A 17,434-nucleotide genomic window follows, 5' to 3' on the forward strand; every position below is an offset into this window, starting at 1 on the left:
GAGTCCCCAGGCGCGCCCGCAGACACCGCCGCCGCCCGTGCCGCCTCGGCCGACGGCCGCGCAAGCGCGCCCGCAAACGCCGCCGCCGGCACCTGCGCGTCCGCCCATGCCGCCGATCGGGATTCCCCCCATGGCGCCCGGTGCGACCTTGCCGGCCTACTCGGCGCCGGAACCATTGCCCGGCTATTCGCAGTTCCCGCCCGAACCGAGCCAGAACGCCAATCAATGGGCCAGCCAACTCACGGTGATGAGCCAGTTCGGCGCGTCCGGCCCCGGCCATATCGACGACCTGCTGCAACTGATGGGCGGCCGCCCGATCAGCGACGCCAACGCGGGCCGCGTGAGCGTGGCCGAGCTGAACCAGGCCGACCGGCCGATGGTGGCCGCGCAGGCCGTGGTCCAGCTCGACAACGCGATGACGAAGATGGATGACGCCTCGCTTTCGGGCAAGGACATGCACGACGCGATCGCCGCCACCCAGCACATCGAGCCGGTGCAATTGCGCGCGGCCACGATGGCAAGGCTTGCCGAGCTGCTGAAAAAGGTCGATACGCGCGAAGCGCACCAGAGCGCGTTCAAGGCGATCAGCGACCAGGTTCATACCCTGCCGCCCGAGGCACGCATGCAGGTGCTGAAGGGCCTGGGCGAGCACGCCTTCCACCCGAGCTTCTCCGGCGGCCCCGAGGCGATGCGCGACGGCACCGCGAACATCCACACCGTGCTCGGCCATCTCGCGCAGATCCCGCCGGAAGCGCGTTCGCCGAGGGAAACGGCCGTGGCGCTCGACGTGATGATCGGCTGGATGCCGAACCTGATGTCGGAAACGCCCGCGAGCCACTGGCAGCCGGTGATGGATTCGCTGATGAAGGAAGCCGGCAAGCTGCCGGAATCCGAGAGCGGCCTCATCAAGAACACGGTCGCGACCATTGCCGGCCATATGCAGCCGGGCGGCGCGCTGCACGGCATGGGCGTGCTGCATCCGAACGACCTGCAGAACATGCTGCTGGTGGTGCCGGATCACCTCAAGCCGCACGCGCATTCGGACGACGAGTGAAGCCGGGCGGCCCCGCCGCCGTGTGATGCCGGGGCGGCGGAGCCGCCGGCGCGACCGGCTCGACGGCGCGCCGCGTCACGGCGCGGGTTCGCGCCTGCCCGCAAGGCCCGGGCGCCGCTGACTCGTCGTTCCGGAGCGCCGGACATCCTTCGCGCTCACCTGCGCGCGCGGCCGGCGATCGGTCACGGCCGCCCGACCCGTTAGAATTCCGCACTTTCCACGCATTCACCTCAACCGGCCCACCCAGCGATGCCTTCCGCTCCCGCACACCACGGCGCAGACGACGCCCCCGTCCACGATCTCGTCTACGGCCCCAACGACCGCCCCTCGCCGGCGGTGGCCTTCGTCGCCGCGCTCCAGCACCTGCTGGCGATCCTGGTGCCGATCGTCACGCCGGGCCTCTTGATCTGCCAGGCGCTGAACGTGCCGACCCGCGACACCACGCTGATCGTGTCGATGTCGCTGGTGATCTCGGGCATCGCCACCTTCCTGCAATGCCGCCGCTTCGGCCCGCTCGGCGCGGGCCTGCTGATCGTGCAGGGCACCAGCTTCAACTTCGTCGGCCCCCTGATCGCCGGCGGCAGCCTGATGGTGAAGCAGGGCACGCCGGTGGAAACGGTGATGGCCGCCATCTTCGGCGTGGTGATCGCGGGCTCCTTCGTGGAGATGGCGGTGTCGCGCATCCTGCCCTTCATCAAGCGGCTGATCACGCCGCTGGTGACCGGCATCGTGGTGCTGCTGATCGGCCTCACGCTGATCAAGGTCGGCCTGGTCAGCATGGGCGGCGGCTACGGCGCGATGGCCAAGGGCACGTTCGCGAGCGCGCAGAACCTCACGCTGTCCTGCCTGGTGCTGGGCACCATCGTCGTGCTGAACCGCGTGCCGATCGTCTGGGTGCGCAGCACGGCGCTGGTGATCGCGCTGGCCGTCGGCTATCTCGCCGCCGCCGCGATGGGCCGGCTCGACTTCACCGGCGCGCGCGAGGCCGCGCTGTTCCAGGTGCCCACGCCGTTGCATTTCGGCATCGGCTTCTCGTGGTCGCTGTTCGTGCCGATGCTGATCATCTACGTAGTCACCTCGCTGGAGGCGATCGGCGACGTGACGGCCACCAGCAAGGTATCGCGCGAGCCGGTGGAAGGACCGTTGTGGATGCAACGAATCAAGGGCGGCGTGCTGGTGAACGGCGCCAACTCGCTGCTGGCCGGCGTGTTCAATACCTTCCCGAGTTCGGTGTTCGCGCAGAACAACGGCGTGATCCAGTTGACCGGCATCGCCAGCCGCCACGTGGGCGTGTGGATCGCCGGCATGCTGGTGGTGCTGGGGCTGTTCCCGGCGGTGGCCGGCGTGCTGCAGGCGGTGCCGGAGCCGGTGCTGGGCGGCGCGGCAATGGTGATGTTCGGCGCGGTGGCCGCTTCGGGCATCAACATCCTGGCCGGCGTGAAGCTCGACCGGCGCGCGCTGCTGATCATCGCGGTATCGCTGGCGCTCGGGCTGGGTGTCTCCCAGGTCCCGGAAATCCTCACCAATCTGTCGCATGCGCTGAAGAACGTGCTGGCTTCGGGCGTGGCCACCGGCGGGCTGTGCGCGTTGTTGATGAACTGGTTCCTGCCGGAGAGGAAGTAGGCCGCGCCGCGGCATCCTTTCCTCGTCATCAAGCTGTTCCTGGCCTTGCCGGTGTTCGGCTGAACCCGCGTTCCGCCCTTACAAAATTAAGCTGTACAAACATGGCGAGACGCGTAGCATGGTTCGCAGCGATGCCGTCCTCCTGTCGACGGCATCGCGCCCGGCTTGCGCGGCAATGCGCGATTTCGCCGGGCCATGGCCGATCCAGCACCGCGATCCCGGTTGACGATCGGCCCGCCGCAACCCATGCGGCCCAGCCCCTTGTTCCAGGGGGCCAGCTCACCGTCCTGCCCGCCTCCGGATCACGCCCGCCAAGCGGCACAACCTCGTGCCGATACGCCCGATCAGCCTTGCTCCAGCCGCGCGCCGGGGATGCAGGAGTCACGCCATGAAAAAATCCGAACTGCTTCGATCGATTCGAAGCGACAGCTCAGCCTTCGTCGACCGGCATCTGCCCGCCAGCGCGCAAGCCGAGCTGCAACGCCTAATCGGCGAGCGACGCTGCGAGGTGGACGTCGACACCTTCCTGATGTTCGCGTCGATCCGCGAAAGCCTGGGCAGGAATGGCGCGGGCAACAGGCAGACCGACCGCGAGGCCAGCGAGATCATGGCGCTGCTGTGTGTCGGCGACGCCTGACCGATCCGGCGAAAGGAGGGATTCCATGTCGACCATGGCAAACGAGTTTCGTGTCGATCCGACACCCCGTCGCGCGGACGGCGAATATATCGCGCACGCGCGCATCAGTTCGAATCGCCTGGATGGCGTCGAATACGATGTGTACCTGAGTGGGGATCTGGCAGGCTTCGAGCTGCGCGAGGACGCGATCGCCTATGCCCGGAATTGGGCGCGGGCCTGGCTGCAGGCAGCTCACGGTTGAGCGCGCGCGGCGGGCTTGGCTTGGCTTGGCGGCGCGAATTCAGCCGCGCGTGTCGATCCACTGGCTGGCCCAGCGATCGGAATAACCCAGGGCGGCCTCTTCGGTGCCGAAGTAATCGAGCGAGTAGAACTCGTAAAGTGCCGGTTCGCCGTGGCGCTCCACGCGCCGGAGCGTCAGGTTCGAGGAAAAGCTGCCGTCAGGAAGACGGTGGACCGAGGGCGAGACCGCATAACCGCGGTAGTGTCGAGTAGTCGTGACTTGCATGATAAGTAGAAAATTTCATGAGCATGGATTGGGTGTGACACGGGCTCGGCATGGCGCCGATGGATGGTCAGGAATCCTGCTGTTCAGGGATAGCACTGCCGGCGCGATGGGCACGGCGAGTGGATAGGTTGCTGGCGGGATCAGGCCAGGCTCGCATCGGGCGAGACTTGAAACTGCGTGAAGATCCACGAGCGAGCGACGCGGATACGGGCGTATCCGCCAATCGCACTTGAAGCGGGAGCGCGTCGACGCGCCGGCACGAGAGCCGTGCCGCGCCCGTCGATGCGCCTGGCGTCAGCGCCGGAAGTTCCTGGGGCTGGGCGCACCCATCGAGGCGCGTTCGTCCTTGTGCCGATAGTTGATACGACCCTTGGTCAGGTCGTACATCGACATCTCGAGCCGAACACGATCACCGGCAAGAATGCGGATGTGATTCTTCTTCAGGCGGCCCGATGCATAAGCGGCCACCACGGCGCCGTTCTCGAGCGTCACGCGATAGCGGCTGTCGGGCAGCACTTCGTCGACGACGCCATCCAGTTCCAGTAGTTCTTCCTTTGCCAAATTCGCTTCTCCAATGACGGGACAGGTGAATCAGAGTGCCTTGATATTGCTCGCCTGGAGCCCCTTGGGGCCCATCTTCGTTTCGAAGCTCACGCGCTGGCCTTCGACCAGGGTGCGGAAGCCGTCACCGCGAATTTCGGAAAAGTGAGCGAAGAGATCATCCTTGCTGTTGTCCGGCGCGATGAAGCCGAAACCCTTGCTGTCGTTGAACCACTTGACGATACCGGTGTCCATGAAAATCCTTTGATATTGAGTAGACGTACAGAGCCACGCGCCCTGTTCGAGCACGCAAAAGAATCAAGGAGGGAGAGGACAACGAATACCGCGGTGGAGCGGTCAGTGATGAGCAGCAATCGCGCTTCTTGTAGACTTCAGCGGCAGACCTTACGCGTAACGGCCGAATTGGTCAAGTGATTTCGCTCGCGGCATCGCTTCGTCGTACCCGGGAATCGCGCGCCGAGGATCGGGGGCAGGACGCTCACCTGCTTGCCTGCTCGCTCGCGAGCGAACGCGGCGAGGGCCGCGGCCAAGCCAAATATAAATTGCGCGCGGCGCCGTTTCTCGCCGAACAAGCGGAGTATGATGAATCACGCTTCGGGGCCATGCCTCTCGCCGGGCCTCTCCGCCCCGACGTTCCTCATCCCCTGTCCCGCTCGTCGATCACTCGACTGTCTCTCTCATCACCCGCTGCCAGCCACGCCACGCGCCGGCAGCCCGTCACGATTCATTGCTTCAGCCCACGCGGCTCGCCAGGAGGCGAACATGAGCATGCACCTCTATCGCGGATTCGAGATCTATCCGCTGATCTATCCCCACGCCAAGCCGGCCGCAGGCTCGGGCCGCAACTATGACGACGGCTTCGACGCGGCCGTCAAGATCTGCCTGCGCGGCGCCGAGCTGACCTGCAGCGACACCTTCAAGCTGAGCGAGGCATCCCCATTCCTGACCGCCGGTGCCGCGCGTCGCGCCTCGCTCGAATTCGCACAAGGCGTGATCGACCGGCACGACGGCGAGAACTGGATGCCCTCATAACTTTTCATCAGGCAAATATGACCAAAGTCGTGCTGAAGGCTGACGAACCCGTCGAGGTCGCGCTGCGTCGATTTCGCCGCGAAATCCAGAAAACCGGCCTGATCCAGGAACTGCGCGCCCGAGGCGCCTACGAGAAGCCGACCACGCAGCGCAAGCGCAAGCTCGCCAGCGCGGTATCCCGGCAACGCGCCCGGCTCAGGCGCGCGAAACTGCCACCGAAGCTGTATTGAGGAACACGACATGGAAGCCAGGCAAGTGGCAGGCCGAACCTACTTCGCCTTGACGCGTTGCAAAGTCGACTTCAATCCCGCGCTCGACCGGGTCACCTTGCTGCCGACCTACTACGCGTTCGGCTGCGAGTATGGCAATCGCGGATTCATGCTCGATCGCAACGATGCGCTCGAGCTGATCGCCGCCATCGAGAAAGCGCTGAGCGTCGACGGCAACCCCGCCGTCGGTCGTCCCCCGTCACGCTCGTGATCTTCCGAGGCATCTCATCCGCATGAACACCGACGCCAGCTCACCGAATCGAAACGATCTCCTGCACCTGCTTCGCGAGGCTCACGCTTCGGGAGAGGGAATGGAGCGCCGCTTGCGGCATCTCCTGGCCCAGGATTCGCACGCCGCAGGAGGCCAGGCGATGCAAACCCTGCTTGCCCAGACGATCGAGCAACAAGGCCTGCTGAGCGCCGCCGTGAGCCGGATCGAGGATACCCAGGCCTCGACGCTTCCCGGATCGCCGGATACCTCGGCGAGCCCGGCACACGTGAACCCCGGCGCCGCCAATGCGCAGGACACTCACGCGCTGCTCGACCTGCGCGAGGACATGCTGCGCGAAGTCGAGCTCTACGCCGAGCTGATCGAGACCGCGGAATCCACCGGATTCTTCGAAACCAAGTTCGTCTGCGAAGGCATCCTGTCCCGGAAGTCGGCGACGATCGAATGGCTGGCAACGCAGCAACAGCCAGACCGATGATCGCGACATGGCGCCCAGCCCGGCCGGAAAGCCAGCACTCGTGAAGTACGTCACCCTGCTGTACTTTCTCGTCGTCGCCCAGCTGGCCGCGAAGCGGCAGCTGGATTCGTGGCTACCCGTCGCGCAGTTGGTGGCCCTGCTTCACGGCTGGATCGACGAACACCAGATGAAATGCGACTGGCGCGACCGGATCTGGCTCGGCAAGGCCTCGCTCGAGGTGGCGCGATCCATGCATGCCGCGTATGGCCCCGGCTTCGTCGTTCCGTTCCTGTCCACGGTGGACGAATCGCGAAAAACGGCCGGCGACGCAAACGAAAAGCGCTCCATCCTCAGGACCGCCTGCTTCCATTACCTCACGCGCAAGCTCTAGCGCGCCGGGCCCGCTCCCGGGCGGCTGTCGTATGGCGCGAACAGCTCCACCACCCAATCCACGAACACCCTGAGGCGGGCGCTGTTGTACCGCGCCTGCGCGAACACCACATGCACCGGCTGCACCGGCCGCGTCCACTTCGGCAGGATCCGCACCAGCTCGCCGCGTGCCACCGCCGGCTGCGCCATGAAGGCGAAGGTCTGGCCGATGCCGAGCCCGCTGACCAGCGAGGTCAGATGCGCCGTGCTTTCGTTCACGCAGACCGCGCGCGCGCCCTTGGGCTCGACCGTGAACCGTTCACCGCCGCGCTCGAACAGCATCGGGAACGGCCGGCCGGTCAGCGAGGAAAAATAGCCGGAAAGTTCATGCCCTTCGCGCAGATCGTCGGGATGCCCCGGTGTTCCGCGTTCGGCGAGATAGGCCGCGCTGGCGTAGGTGCCCCATTCGAGGCTGGCGATGCGCCGCGCGACCAGCGAGGCATCGCTCAGCTCACCGCCGCGGATCACGCAATCGACGCCCTCGCCGATCAGGTCGGCATGCCGGTCGCTCACGCCCACGTCGAGCTGGATGTCGGGGAAGCGGCGCCGGAATTCGGGCAGGCGCGGCAGCAGGATCAGGTTCGCGAACGACGAGCCGATATCGACGCGCACACGCCCGCGCGGCTTGCCGTGCACATCGGCGAAGCGCCCGTCCATCTCGTCGAGGTCGGCCAGCAGCTTCACGGCGTTGCGGTAATAGCTCTGCCCTTCCTCCGTCACCACCACCTTGCGCGTCGAGCGCTGGAACAGCTTCACGCGCAGATGCGTCTCCAGCTCCTGGATCAGCTTCGACACCGTGGCGCGCGGCACGTCGAGCGTATCGGCGGCCTTGCCGAAGCCGCCCGACTCGGCGATGCGCACGAAAACGCGTAACGCCAGCAATTGGTCCATGCCCTTTCCTTTTTCCGGTCAGGCGCCAGTCTATCTATTATCCACACACATGGAAAATCAATTCGAAGAATGGCTATTTTTCTCTGACAAGGAAATATTTATCGTTACGCCATCGACACTCATCAACCGGAGAAGATCATGAGCAAGCGACTGGAAGGCAAGGTGGCACTGGTAACGGGCGGCACGAGCGGGATCGGCCTGGCCACCGCGAAGGACCTGGCGGCGCAAGGCGCGCGCGTCATCATCACGGGCCGCCGCCAGGCGGAACTCGACCAGGCGGTGGCGGCGCTCGGCCAGGGCGTGCGCGGCGTGCGCAGCGACGTGACGCGCTCGGCCGATCTCGACGCGCTGTTCGAGACGATCCGCGCCACCGAAGGCCGGCTCGACGTGCTGTTCACCAATGCCGGCGGCGGCTCGATGGCCGCGCTCGGCGAGATCAGCGAGCAGCATTTCGACGACACCTTCGAGCGCAACGTCAAGGCGGTGGTGTTCACCGTGCAGAAGGCCCTGCCGCTGATGCCGCAAGGCGCCTCGATCATCCTGAACGGCTCGATCGCGGGCTCGACGGGTACCCAGGCCTTCAGCATCTACGGCGCCTCGAAGGCCGCCGTGCGCGCACTGGCACGCAGCTGGGTGCTGGACCTGAAGGAACGCGGCATCCGCGTCAACGTGGTGAGCCCCGGCTCGACGCGCACCATCGGCCTGGCCGAGCTCGGCGGCGATACCCAGGAAGGCCAGGACGGCCTGCTCGCCTACCTCGCCTCGCTGGTGCCGATCGGCCGCCTGGCCGATCCGTCGGAGATCGCCAAGGTGGTCAGCTTCCTGGCCTCGGACGATTCGAGCTTCATCAACGGCGCGGAAATCACCGCCGACGGCGGCCAGGCCCAGGTCTGAAACGCCCGGTCGATCGATACCCGGCCGCCTGCGATGGGCATGAGGCATGCATCGCGCGGCGGCCGCTCAACGGAGAAAACATCATGGAACAGGCATCGGCGCTGCTGCGCCACTACATCGAGAAGGTACGCGACCCGAAGGCGGCCGCGGCGCTGTTCGCCGAGGACGGCGTGCTCGAACTGCCGTACCTGACGAGCCTCGGCGCGCCGAGCACGGGCGCCAAGGGGCCGGCCGCGATCGAGAAGTTCATCGCCTCGCTGCTGGCCAAGGTGCCGGACTTCGCGTTCAAGGACGTGCGCATCCTGATCGACACGCCCGAGCAGGTTTTCGGCGAATACTCGGTCGAGGCGCTGGTGCCCTCGACGGGCAAGGTCTATCGGCAGATGTACGCGGGCCGGCTGGTCGCGGAGGGCGGCAAGATCAAGCTGCTGCGCGAGTCGCTCGACACGGTGGCCGCGCAACAGGCCTTCGCGCCGCCGGCAGCCTGACGCGGACGGCAGACGGCCGTACCGACATCAATCTCTCGCCATTTCCAGCAACCAGTCGCGCAAGGCCGTCACCTTGGCGCTATCCGCGAATTCGACCGGCGAGACCAGATAAAAGCCACGGTCGGTAGTCGCCACCAGGTCGAACGGCGCCACCAGCCGTCCGGCGCGCAGATCGTCCTCGACATAGGCGCGCCGTCCGATGCAAACGCCCTGCCCGTCGACCGCCGCCTGCACCGCCAGCAGCGCGAGATCGAAGCTCATGCGTGCGCTGCCCGCCAGACGGGCGGGCAGCGCCGCCGCTTCGAGCCAACGTGGCCAATCGTCGGCCGTCACGCCATTGACCTGCAGCAGGGTGTGATGTGCCAGATCGGCAGGCTCGACCAGCGCCGGCCCTCCCGCCAGCAAGCTCGGGCTGCAAACCGGCAGGATCTCGTCGCCCATCAGCCGGTCGCAGCGCAGCCCCTTCCAGTCGCCGTGACCATAGCGAATTCCCACGTCCGAACCGCCGGCCACGAAGTCGACGAAATCGGTCGAGGCACCGATGCGGATATCGATGCCGGGATGAGCGCGGCGAAACGAGCCGAGACGCGGCAGCAACCATTTCGAGGCGAACGTGGCCAGCGTGCTGATGGTCAGCGTGGTATCGCGGCCGCCTTCGCTTAGCTGTTCAGTCGAGAAGCGCAATTGCTCGAAGGCCAGGCTCACGCCTTGCAGGTATGCCTGCCCGGCCGGCGTCAGTTCCAGGCGCTCCCTGAGGCGCCGGAACAATCGAATGCCCAACTCATCCTCCAGCCGACGGACCTGGTGACTGACGGCCGTCTGCGTGACATTCAACTCGGCCGCCGCGCGCGTGAAGCTCATATGGCGTGCCGCGCATTCGAATACCTTCAGGCCGTTCAGCGAGGGAAGTCTTGCCGCCATGGAATGTGGTCAAGGAAATGGAGCCGTCGAAGACGGGGAGGCCGCTCCGGCCCCCGTGTCGAAACCAGGCCGATGAGGCGCGTCGATTCTAGCGCATGAGAATTTCTCATGTCCTGCCCGGCGAGATGTCATTTGTCGGAAATATGGCGACGCTGCGATGCTGTCAGTCGAATCGATTTTCACGCCATCATTTCCTTATCGCTTTCCTGATCCCGCCTCTTATTCGAACGATCGCCATGAAGCTCTACTTCGCGCCCAATACCTGCTCGCTGTCTCCCCATATCGTGTTGCACGAACTCGGCTTGCCGTTCGACCTGGTTCGCGTCAACAACAAGACCAAGCACACCTCGGAAGGCGGGAATTTTCTCGACATCAATCCCAAGGGTTACGTGGCGGCCCTCGTGCTCGACAACGGCGAAGTGCTCACCGAGGGGCCGGCGATCCTGCAATATCTGGCGGATCTGAAACCCGAGGCGCAACTGGCGCCGCCCGCCGGAAGCTGGGCTCGCGTGCGACTGCAGGAAACGCTCAACTTCATCACCGCGGAAATCCATGCGGGTTGCAGTCCGCTGTTCAATACGGCGTTGCCGGAGGATGTGAAGTCGATGTTCCGGGAGAAGCTGTTCAAGCGACTCGATACGATGGAAGCCGCGCTGGCCGGGCGGGATTACCTGCATGGACGCTTCGGCGTGGCCGATGCTTACCTGTACACCGTCCTGGCATGGCTGCCGTTGTTCTCCATCGACATCGCGCGCTGGCCCGGCCTGGCGCGTTTCATGGCACGGATCGGTGCTCGCGCGGCGGTGAAAGCCGCCTTGGCGGCAGAAGACGCGACGCTCGGATGTTGACCGCGAACGTCCGGACGCACGCCCGGTACTTCACGCGATGCGAAGCGGCCGTAACGACTGCGCCGGCTTCCTGACTTCCCGGCAGCATGGCGCGCGGCTGATCGCCGGCCGCGTTCACTCCCGGCCCCGCCCGACGCGATCGTGATGCGACAGCTTCGCGATCAGCTCGGCATCGTTGCGCACGCCCAGCTTGCGATACGCCGCCTGCTTCTGTGAACTGATGGTCTTGTAGCCGCGCCCGACGCGATCGGCGATCTGCGAGATCGACAAGCCCTCCAGGCAATACTCCAACACGGTGCGCTCGCGCGTGGTGAGATCGGGATGCATGAGCAGCGTGGCGGCATCGTCGATCGTCTGCATGCCCGACGAAGCGGAAACCGGCAGCGCGAACCCGCCCGGTGCGGGCCGTGTCCCCATCACCCGCGCGCTGAAGTAGGTATTCCCGGCCGCCACCTTGCGAACCGCCTCGATGTGATCGTCGAGCGATTGCGTGCGGCCGATGAAGCCATGCACGCCCAGCTGGAACAGGCGCGCGATGGTATTCGCGCGCTCGTGTTCGGAGCAGATCAGGATGCGCATCGCCGGGTAGCCGGCGCGCAAGGCCCACACCAGATCGAGGCCGTCGCTGGCATCGAGCACATGATTCATCACCACGATCTCGAAGTTGGCGCCGGCGGCCAGCGCACCCAGCAGCTCGTCGGCCAACCCGAATGCACCCGCCACCGCCCACCCCGGCTCCTGCTCGATACGCGTGCGAAGCGCGAAGCGAACCAGTTCGTGCGAGTCGAGCAGGGCAATCGCCAGGCACGGCACGTCATGCGGAATCGAATTCATACGGTCCCCTTCAGCCAGCTCATCAGCTCGCCCGCGCTGCTCAACTCGCGGAACACCGCTTCGTAACCATCGAAGCGCGTGGTGATCTCGCTGACGCGATTGCCGTAATGGTCGTTCTCGGCCTGCAGCACGTCGAGCAGGGTGCGCTTGCCCAGGTGATACCACTGATCGAAGAAGGCCTTGCGCACGCGGTCGGTCTCGTCGACCAGGTCGCCATAGAGCGTCGAGCGTTCGAGCAGGGTGCGCGCATCCTCGTCGGCCGCGCGGATCGCGTATTCCAGGTCGAGCCGCGCCTGTTCGACCTTGCGCTCGCTCGCCTGGGCCCGTGCCAGGGCGGCTTGCTGCGCGGCCCTGGCCGAGCCGCCCTGGAAGGCGTTCCAGCTCAGCGTGAGCATGGTCTGGAAGGGCTGCCGGCGATCGGCGATATCGCGGCCGGTGGTCTTGCTCACCACCCAGTTGACCGCGGGCCGTGACGAGGCCTTCACCGCGTCGGCCAGCAAGCGCGCCGCCTGCGCCTCGGCCCGCGCCTGGCGGATCTGCGGATGCTGGTTCATGTTGGAGAGCAGGCGTTCGAGGCGGGCCGGTTCGATATTCCAGGCGGACGACGAGGGCAAGTGCAGTTGCAGGTCGCCAATCAGCTTGCGCAGCGTCAGTTCGGTATCGCGCGCCTTCGCCGCCACCGTGTCGCGGGAAGCCAGCGCCTGCAGCAAGCGCGCGCGCGCCTGGGTCAGTTCGCTGGCCCGGCCGCGGTCGATCTCGACGATCTGGCTCAGCATCGTCACCAATTGCTGCATCCGGTCCACGAACTGCTGGCTGATGCCGATCAGCTGCCGCTGCTTGGCCAGTTCGACCATGGTGGTGGCCACGGTGTACGCCGAGTTCTCGCGCTGCGCGTCGTAGAACTCCTTGCCGGCGTCGGCCGTCTGCTTGCGGCTCTTGATCGTCTTGGACAGATAGCCCCAATCGAACACGGACGTGGTCAGGTTCGCGGTGACCGCCGTGCCCTGGCCCGGCGCGTTGCTGGCTGGCCCGGCGAACTCCACCGACTTGGAACGCGATGACAGCTGCAATTGCGGCCAGCGCTTGCCCTTGGCTTCGTCGACGTCGGCGAGCTGGGCCTGGTACGAGGCATAGGCGAACTGGACCTGCGGACTGCGATCGAAGGCGGCTTCCACCGCGGCGAGGAAGATCGGCCGCAAATCGCCGCGCGGTGACATCGAGGCGCTGCCGCTCGCGGCAGCGGGATCGGCGGCCCAGTAGTCGCCCATGTCGGCCATGTCGGAGAGCGAGGGAGCCGATGGCGGTGACGAGGCCTCGCCTGGATCGGCGAGATGCAGACGCTCGTCGCGCTCCGGGAAGCTTCGCGCCAGGCGTTCCCTGTCGAGTATCGCCGCCAGCGTGATCGGACCGGTTTCGGCCGATGCCAGCGACGCGCCGCCCGCCGATATGTCGTTGCGCGGCAGCGGCGTTCCCGCTCCGGCCGTCAAGGTGCGAGCCCGGGTCCGCATCCGGGTTTCGGCCCACCGGATCGCCGTGGCCCAATCCGGCGCGGCGGCCGATGTTGGTTCAGCCGCGTTTGACGATGAAACTGGCGGCGATGCCAACGCGTGGGTGGATCGTGTGGGCCGCGCATCGCCCGGCGCGAGGCTCGGCGGCGGCGCCGAATCGGGCAGCGCCTGCTCGACGGCCCCCGCCGGCCGGCCCGGACGCGCCGACGTGGCCGGCGATGCCCGACGAGCAGGCGCTGCCTCGCTCCCGCCGCGCGCGGTCGACTCGTGCGCCTTCGCCACACGCCGCTGCTGCCATAGCGCGGCAATCCTGAGGGCACGCTCGGTACGCGCCTCCCGCCGCAGCCGGCGAGCCGCCAGTTCGGCATCGTCGAGGCCGCTCACGTCATCGTCGGACAGGGAAATCGTCAAAACCGTGTCGACGGGATCGGTGCGTAGCGGCACATCGCCAAGCCGGGCTTTCGTGGCATCCGCCGGCCGGGTCGCGGCGGCCGCCTCGGCCACGTGCGATCCCGCGAACACGCCGGTCGCCAGCAGCAGCGAAAGCGTCGTTCGACGCAAGGGCAGGTCGGTCAACAAGCCATCGCCCACCAGCGGCTCACGGCTCGGTTTAGTGGCTGCCATGGCTCATCGCTCCCGGAAGGCTTCCTGTGCCTTGAAGATCGGCTTCAGCAGGAAATCAAGAATGGTCTTTTCGCCGGTACGGATCTCGACGCGCGCGATCATCCCCGGCATGATCGGCAGTTGCTTGCCGCCGGCCTCCAGATAAGCGCGGTCGGTCAGCACCTGCACACGGTAGAAGGTCGCATCCTTGCCGGCGGCGGCCTTGGCGTCATCCTTCAGCGTGTCGGGGCTGATATAGCTCACCTTGCCCTTCAACCCGCCATAGATGCCGAAGTCGTAGGCGGTGATCTTGACCATCGCCGGCTGCCCCGGCCGCAGGAAAGCCACGTCCGACGGCTTGATCTTGCCTTCGACCAGCAGTTGATCTTCCAGCGGCACGATTTCGAGTATGTGCTCGCCGGGCTGGATCACCCCGCCGATCGTATTCACGCGCACGTTCTTCACGGTGCCGTAGACCGGCGCCACCACGCTGGTGCGCGACAGCACATCGCGGCGGCCGACCAGCGACTCGTTGGTCTGCGCGAGCTCCAGCTCCAGCTTCGTCAGCTCGGAATTCGCATCGGCCTGGTAGCGATTGCGGCGCTCGACCATCTGCGACTTCAACTCGTTCGCGGTGCGCTTCATGCGCAGCAGCTCGACGTCGGACATCAGGCCCTTGGCGGCCAGCGGCTCGGCCAGCTCGATTTCCTTCTGCTGCAGCGCGTAGCTGCGTTCCAGCGCGGCGATGGACTCGTCGAGTGCGTGCCGCCGCGAGTTGTAGGCCTTGGTTTCCATCTGCACGACCTCGGTCTCGCCGCGTACCTCCGGCGGAAACACCAGCGGCTGCGAAAACGCCTCCGCGCGCAGCCGCGCCAGCGTCGCCTTCAACCCCACCGCCTTCGAATAGGCCTCGCGGTAGCTGGTCTGCGCGCGGGTCGGGTCGATCTTCAGCAGCATCTGGCCTTTCCTGACGATATCGCCCTCGCGCACGTTCATCTCTTCCAGGATGCCGCCTTCGAGGCTCTGGATCACCTGCTCGCGACTGCGCGAAATGACGGTGGCCTCGCCCTGCGTGATCTCCTCCACGCGCGCGAACCGGGCCCAGATCAGGAACGCGACGAGCAGCATGGCCAGCACATGGAGCATCAGCTTCGAGCCCGGTGACGACTGCGTGAGCAAGGCCACGCGCATGTCGCTCATGTACTCGAGCTCGGCCTTGCTCATCGTCGGCTTGTCGCCGCGGCGCCACCACTTGCGCTTCGAAATCATGCGCTGCCCTCCATCGGCTCGTTCGGCGCCTGCGCCGCGGGACGCGTTGCATCCGCCTCGCGCACGGGCCGCATCCGAATGGTGCGAGCGGGCCGTGCAGACGCCGCCGCGGGTACCGGGGCCGCATCATGCGCGCCGGAATCGGGCGTGCCTTCGTGCTGGCCGGCGAGCCGGGCAAGAATCGTCTCCTTGGGCCCGTCCGCCACGATCCGGCCATCCTCGACCACCACGATGCGCTCGACCAGCGCCAGCATCGACGGCCGGTGCGTGACCACCACCAGCGTCTGCCCTTGCGTGGCGCGTGCGAGGTGGGCGATGAAGGCGGCCTCGGTCTGCGTGTCCATCGCGCTGGTAGGTTCGTCGAACAGCAGCAGTTGCGGCCGGCCGAGCAGCGTGCGCGCAAGGGCAACCAGTTGCCGCTGTCCGCCGGACAGGCCCGCGCCACCCTCGCCGATCGGCAGGTTCACGCCCATCGGGTGCCGGGCCGCCACCTCGTCGAGCCCTGTCAGCTTCAGCACGCGCAGCAATTCCCCGGTGGTGGCGTCGGGCCGCGCGATCATCACGTTCTGGCGCAGCGAGCCATAGAACAGGCGCACGTCCTGCCCGACGTAGCCGACCGCGCGCCGCCAATCGGCCGGATCGATCTGCTCGACCGCGAGGCCGCCGAGGAACATCGCGCCCTGGGTCGGCATGTACATGCGGCCCATCATGCGCAACAGGGTGGATTTGCCGCTGCCGATGCGCCCGAGCACGGCCACGCGCTCGCCGGGATCGATGGCAAGGTGGATTCCCTTGAGGATCTCGGGATTGGGTTGCATCGGCGGCGCCGGATAGGCGAAGCGCAGCGCCTTGAGCTCGACGCGTCCCGCGAGGGGAGGATCGGCCAGGTATTCGCGGCTCGGATCGCGCTCGGACGGCATGTCCATCAGGCGGTTCAGCGATTCGAAGGCGGCCTTGGCCTGCTGGAAGCGCAGCGCGAGCCCCATCACCGCATTGAGCGGCGCGGTGGCGCGCCCGGCCAGCATCACCGAGGCGATCAGGGAACCCTGGGTGAGGCGTCCTTCGGTGATCAGGTAGACCCCGGTGACGATCAACACGACCGTCTGCACCTGCTGCAGGAACTGCACGATCGTCATGGCGCGCGAGGAGAGTGCCTTGGTGCGCTGCGAGGTGGCCGCCTGCATCGCGCTGAAGGTTTCCCAGCGCTTCTGCATGTAGCCCTCGCCGCCGACCGCCTTCAGCGTCTCGAGGCCTTCGATGGATTCGATCAGCACGCCTTGCTTGAGCGAGGCCTCGCGCAGGTTCTCCTTCATCGCGCGCGCGAGCGGCCACTGCACGGCTACGCTGATGCCGACGATGATCGGGATCATCATGGTCGGGATCCAGCCGAGCGGCCCGCCCACCGCGAAGATCACGCCGGCGAACATCAGCACGAAGGGCAAATCTGTGACGGCCGACAAGGTGGCCGAGGTGGCGAAATCACGCACGGATTCGAACTCGCGCAGTTGGTTCGCGAACGAGCCGGAGGACTGCGGCCGATGCTCCATGCGGATCGACAAGGCCTTGCGGAACAACATGCTGCCCATCACCAGGTCCGCCTTCTTGCCGGCGGCGTCGATCAGGTGAGCTCGCGTATGACGCGAGATACCCTCGAACACCATCGCGATCACCACGCCGATCGCCAGCGACCAGAGCGTGATGAAGGCCTGGTTCGGCACCACGCGGTCGTAGACGTTCATGGTGAAGAAGATCGACGCCAGGCCCAGCACGTTGATCAGCACGGCGCCGATGCCCGCGCTGTAGTAGAAGCGGCGATAGCGCCAGATGGTGCGGGTCAGCCAGTGGCCGAGCGGCTCGGGAGTGAGCTCGCCGGCGCGCATGTCGACCTTGGCGGCCGGCTTCACGAGCACCGCGAAACCGCCATAGAGTTCGGCGAGCTGTTCGTCGCTGTACTCGACGGGCCCGCCCGCGATCTCCGGCATCCAGACCTGGCAGAGCAGCGCACCGCGGCGCTCGGACTCCGTATCGCGCCGCACGCCGAGCAGGACACAGCCGCCCTTGTCCTTGCGGATCAGCAGCATCGGCATCAGATGGCCCGGCAACATCCGCAGCTCGCGCTCGACCATCCCGGCCTGCATGCCGGCGTTGGCGAATGCGTCGATCACCATCGTCGGGGCCAGGAAGCCGAACTTGGGCAAGCCGGCCGTCATGGCATCGCGGCTCTTGCCGAAGCCATAGTGCTCGCAAAGCCAGCTCACGCAGTCCAGCAGGCTGTCCTGGTAGGTCGCTTCGCTCCTGGGTATCGCATCCTGCTGGTTTGCCCCGCCGGACAAGGTGTTCGCGGTCATGCTGCTTTCTCCCGACGCGGCGGAAAGCAACGAA

General features: G+C 66.4%; 21 protein-coding genes. 12 read left to right on the forward strand and 9 right to left on the reverse strand.

Annotation, left to right across the window (positions count from 1 at the left end; all coding sequences use genetic code 11):
• The first annotated feature begins 130 nt into the window (after nt 1–130).
• The 4 genes from F3J18_RS10095 to F3J18_RS10110 all read left to right on the forward strand — a co-directional run bounded on the left by F3J18_RS10095 (nt 131) and on the right by F3J18_RS10110 (nt 3,555).
• Nucleotides 131–1,054: a hypothetical protein gene (locus F3J18_RS10095; RefSeq protein ID WP_096752199.1), complete on the forward strand. Its 924-nt coding sequence runs from the start codon at nt 131–133 to the stop codon at nt 1,052–1,054.
• 249 nt (nt 1,055–1,303) lie between these two features.
• Entirely contained in the window at nt 1,304–2,677 is a 1,374-nt protein-coding gene (locus tag F3J18_RS10100) for a uracil-xanthine permease family protein (RefSeq protein ID WP_166912721.1), read from the forward strand.
• Nucleotides 2,678–3,065: 388 nt separating this feature from the next.
• Nucleotides 3,066–3,314 (forward strand): hypothetical protein, encoded by a 249-nt coding sequence (locus F3J18_RS10105; RefSeq protein WP_166912722.1) that lies wholly within the window; start codon nt 3,066–3,068, stop codon nt 3,312–3,314.
• Nucleotides 3,315–3,339: 25 nt separating this feature from the next.
• Nucleotides 3,340–3,555 carry a hypothetical protein gene (locus F3J18_RS10110; protein WP_166912723.1) on the forward strand — a complete coding sequence of 72 codons (216 nt, stop codon included), beginning with the start codon at nt 3,340–3,342 and terminating at the stop codon, nt 3,553–3,555.
• Nucleotides 3,556–3,594: 39 nt separating this feature from the next.
• Here F3J18_RS10110 and F3J18_RS10115 read toward each other — a convergent pair whose 3' ends face one another.
• From F3J18_RS10115 to F3J18_RS10125, 3 genes are all read right to left on the reverse strand, one after another.
• Nucleotides 3,595–3,819: a hypothetical protein gene (locus F3J18_RS10115; protein WP_166912724.1), complete on the reverse strand. Its 225-nt coding sequence runs from the start codon at nt 3,817–3,819 to the stop codon at nt 3,595–3,597.
• A 294-nt stretch (nt 3,820–4,113) separates the two neighbouring features.
• Nucleotides 4,114–4,380: a translation initiation factor IF-1 gene (gene infA / locus F3J18_RS10120; RefSeq protein WP_166912725.1), complete on the reverse strand. Its 267-nt coding sequence runs from the start codon at nt 4,378–4,380 to the stop codon at nt 4,114–4,116.
• A 30-nt stretch (nt 4,381–4,410) separates the two neighbouring features.
• Complete coding sequence (locus F3J18_RS10125) at nt 4,411–4,614, reverse strand: cold-shock protein (protein WP_025099552.1); 204 nt, start codon at nt 4,612–4,614, stop codon at nt 4,411–4,413.
• Nucleotides 4,615–5,142: 528 nt separating this feature from the next.
• Here F3J18_RS10125 and F3J18_RS10130 point away from each other — a divergent pair.
• The 5 genes from F3J18_RS10130 to F3J18_RS10150 are packed head-to-tail and all read left to right on the forward strand — an operon-like array spanning nt 5,143 to nt 6,758.
• Nucleotides 5,143–5,412 carry a hypothetical protein gene (locus F3J18_RS10130; RefSeq protein WP_166912726.1) on the forward strand — a complete coding sequence of 90 codons (270 nt, stop codon included), beginning with the start codon at nt 5,143–5,145 and terminating at the stop codon, nt 5,410–5,412.
• Nucleotides 5,413–5,429: 17 nt separating this feature from the next.
• Entirely contained in the window at nt 5,430–5,642 is a 213-nt protein-coding gene (gene rpsU / locus F3J18_RS10135; RefSeq protein ID WP_013688880.1) for a 30S ribosomal protein S21, read from the forward strand.
• A gap of 10 nt (nt 5,643–5,652) precedes the next feature.
• Nucleotides 5,653–5,892: a hypothetical protein gene (locus tag F3J18_RS10140; RefSeq protein ID WP_166912727.1), complete on the forward strand. Its 240-nt coding sequence runs from the start codon at nt 5,653–5,655 to the stop codon at nt 5,890–5,892.
• Between the two features lie 22 nt (nt 5,893–5,914).
• On the forward strand, nt 5,915–6,388 hold the full coding sequence (locus F3J18_RS10145) for a hypothetical protein (protein WP_166912728.1): 474 nt from the start codon (nt 5,915–5,917) through the stop codon (nt 6,386–6,388).
• A gap of 40 nt (nt 6,389–6,428) precedes the next feature.
• Nucleotides 6,429–6,758, forward strand: coding sequence for a hypothetical protein (locus tag F3J18_RS10150; RefSeq protein ID WP_345891696.1), 330 nt, complete (start codon nt 6,429–6,431; stop codon nt 6,756–6,758).
• On the opposite strand, the gene F3J18_RS10155 is transcribed toward F3J18_RS10150, so the two are convergent.
• Nucleotides 6,755–7,687, reverse strand: a complete 933-nt coding sequence (locus F3J18_RS10155) for a LysR family transcriptional regulator (protein ID WP_166912730.1) — start codon at nt 7,685–7,687, stop codon at nt 6,755–6,757. The genes F3J18_RS10150 and F3J18_RS10155 overlap by 4 nt on opposite strands.
• Nucleotides 7,688–7,825: 138 nt before the next feature.
• On the opposite strand from F3J18_RS10155, the gene F3J18_RS10160 reads away from it, so the two are divergent.
• Together F3J18_RS10160 and F3J18_RS10165 are read left to right on the forward strand one after the other, a co-directional pair.
• The gene (locus F3J18_RS10160) at nt 7,826–8,581 is read left to right on the forward strand and encodes an SDR family oxidoreductase (RefSeq protein WP_013688875.1); all 756 of its coding nucleotides are present in this window, start codon (nt 7,826–7,828) and stop codon (nt 8,579–8,581) included.
• Nucleotides 8,582–8,664: 83 nt separating this feature from the next.
• Nucleotides 8,665–9,069, forward strand: coding sequence for a nuclear transport factor 2 family protein (locus F3J18_RS10165; RefSeq protein ID WP_025099561.1), 405 nt, complete (start codon nt 8,665–8,667; stop codon nt 9,067–9,069).
• Nucleotides 9,070–9,096: 27 nt separating this feature from the next.
• On the opposite strand, the gene gcvA is transcribed toward F3J18_RS10165, so the two are convergent.
• Nucleotides 9,097–9,990 carry a transcriptional regulator GcvA gene (gene gcvA / locus F3J18_RS10170; RefSeq protein WP_166912731.1) on the reverse strand — a complete coding sequence of 298 codons (894 nt, stop codon included), beginning with the start codon at nt 9,988–9,990 and terminating at the stop codon, nt 9,097–9,099.
• 236 nt (nt 9,991–10,226) lie between these two features.
• On the opposite strand from gcvA, the gene gstA reads away from it, so the two are divergent.
• Complete coding sequence (gstA, locus tag F3J18_RS10175; RefSeq protein ID WP_166912732.1) at nt 10,227–10,838, forward strand: glutathione transferase GstA; 612 nt, start codon at nt 10,227–10,229, stop codon at nt 10,836–10,838.
• A 114-nt stretch (nt 10,839–10,952) separates the two neighbouring features.
• On the opposite strand, the gene F3J18_RS10180 is transcribed toward gstA, so the two are convergent.
• The 4 genes from F3J18_RS10180 to F3J18_RS10195 form a co-directional block, all read right to left on the reverse strand.
• On the reverse strand, nt 10,953–11,672 hold the full coding sequence (locus F3J18_RS10180; RefSeq protein WP_166912733.1) for a response regulator transcription factor: 720 nt from the start codon (nt 11,670–11,672) through the stop codon (nt 10,953–10,955).
• Nucleotides 11,669–13,180, reverse strand: a complete 1,512-nt coding sequence (locus tag F3J18_RS10185) for a TolC family protein (RefSeq protein WP_240154529.1) — start codon at nt 13,178–13,180, stop codon at nt 11,669–11,671. Before F3J18_RS10185 ends, F3J18_RS10180 begins: the two co-directional genes overlap by 4 nt.
• Before the next feature lie 627 nt (nt 13,181–13,807).
• A complete protein-coding gene (locus tag F3J18_RS10190; protein WP_166912734.1) occupies nt 13,808–15,052 on the reverse strand; it encodes an HlyD family type I secretion periplasmic adaptor subunit in 1,245 nt (414 codons plus the stop codon).
• Entirely contained in the window at nt 15,049–17,400 is a 2,352-nt protein-coding gene (locus F3J18_RS10195) for a type I secretion system permease/ATPase (protein ID WP_166912735.1), read from the reverse strand. Before F3J18_RS10195 ends, F3J18_RS10190 begins: the two co-directional genes overlap by 4 nt.
• Between the last annotated feature and the right edge of the window lie 34 nt (nt 17,401–17,434).

Origin of the sequence: Burkholderia sp. Ax-1720 (genome assembly GCF_011753035.1) — a bacterium.
GTDB classification, from domain to species: domain Bacteria; phylum Pseudomonadota; class Gammaproteobacteria; order Burkholderiales; family Burkholderiaceae; genus Burkholderia; species Burkholderia gladioli.

Bases quoted from the DNA above. Each gene is read 5' to 3' on its own strand.
- F3J18_RS10095 (WP_096752199.1), top strand. From the start codon at position 131: ATGGCGCCCGGTGCGACCTTGCCGGCCTACTCGGCGCCGGAACCATTG.
- F3J18_RS10100 (WP_166912721.1), top strand. From the start codon at position 1,304: ATGCCTTCCGCTCCCGCACACCACGGCGCAGACGACGCCCCCGTCCAC.
- F3J18_RS10105 (WP_166912722.1), top strand. From the start codon at position 3,066: ATGAAAAAATCCGAACTGCTTCGATCGATTCGAAGCGACAGCTCAGCC.
- F3J18_RS10110 (WP_166912723.1), top strand. From the start codon at position 3,340: ATGTCGACCATGGCAAACGAGTTTCGTGTCGATCCGACACCCCGTCGC.
- F3J18_RS10115 (WP_166912724.1), bottom strand. From the start codon at position 3,819: ATGCAAGTCACGACTACTCGACACTACCGCGGTTATGCGGTCTCGCCC.
- F3J18_RS10125 (WP_025099552.1), bottom strand. From the start codon at position 4,614: ATGGACACCGGTATCGTCAAGTGGTTCAACGACAGCAAGGGTTTCGGC.
- F3J18_RS10130 (WP_166912726.1), top strand. From the start codon at position 5,143: ATGAGCATGCACCTCTATCGCGGATTCGAGATCTATCCGCTGATCTAT.
- rpsU (WP_013688880.1), top strand. From the start codon at position 5,430: ATGACCAAAGTCGTGCTGAAGGCTGACGAACCCGTCGAGGTCGCGCTG.
- F3J18_RS10140 (WP_166912727.1), top strand. From the start codon at position 5,653: ATGGAAGCCAGGCAAGTGGCAGGCCGAACCTACTTCGCCTTGACGCGT.
- F3J18_RS10145 (WP_166912728.1), top strand. From the start codon at position 5,915: ATGAACACCGACGCCAGCTCACCGAATCGAAACGATCTCCTGCACCTG.
- F3J18_RS10155 (WP_166912730.1), bottom strand. From the start codon at position 7,687: ATGGACCAATTGCTGGCGTTACGCGTTTTCGTGCGCATCGCCGAGTCG.
- F3J18_RS10160 (WP_013688875.1), top strand. From the start codon at position 7,826: ATGAGCAAGCGACTGGAAGGCAAGGTGGCACTGGTAACGGGCGGCACG.
- F3J18_RS10165 (WP_025099561.1), top strand. From the start codon at position 8,665: ATGGAACAGGCATCGGCGCTGCTGCGCCACTACATCGAGAAGGTACGC.
- gcvA (WP_166912731.1), bottom strand. From the start codon at position 9,990: ATGGCGGCAAGACTTCCCTCGCTGAACGGCCTGAAGGTATTCGAATGC.
- gstA (WP_166912732.1), top strand. From the start codon at position 10,227: ATGAAGCTCTACTTCGCGCCCAATACCTGCTCGCTGTCTCCCCATATC.
- F3J18_RS10180 (WP_166912733.1), bottom strand. From the start codon at position 11,672: ATGAATTCGATTCCGCATGACGTGCCGTGCCTGGCGATTGCCCTGCTC.
- F3J18_RS10185 (WP_240154529.1), bottom strand. From the start codon at position 13,180: ATGCGGACCCGGGCTCGCACCTTGACGGCCGGAGCGGGAACGCCGCTG.
- F3J18_RS10190 (WP_166912734.1), bottom strand. From the start codon at position 15,052: ATGATTTCGAAGCGCAAGTGGTGGCGCCGCGGCGACAAGCCGACGATG.
- F3J18_RS10195 (WP_166912735.1), bottom strand. From the start codon at position 17,400: ATGACCGCGAACACCTTGTCCGGCGGGGCAAACCAGCAGGATGCGATA.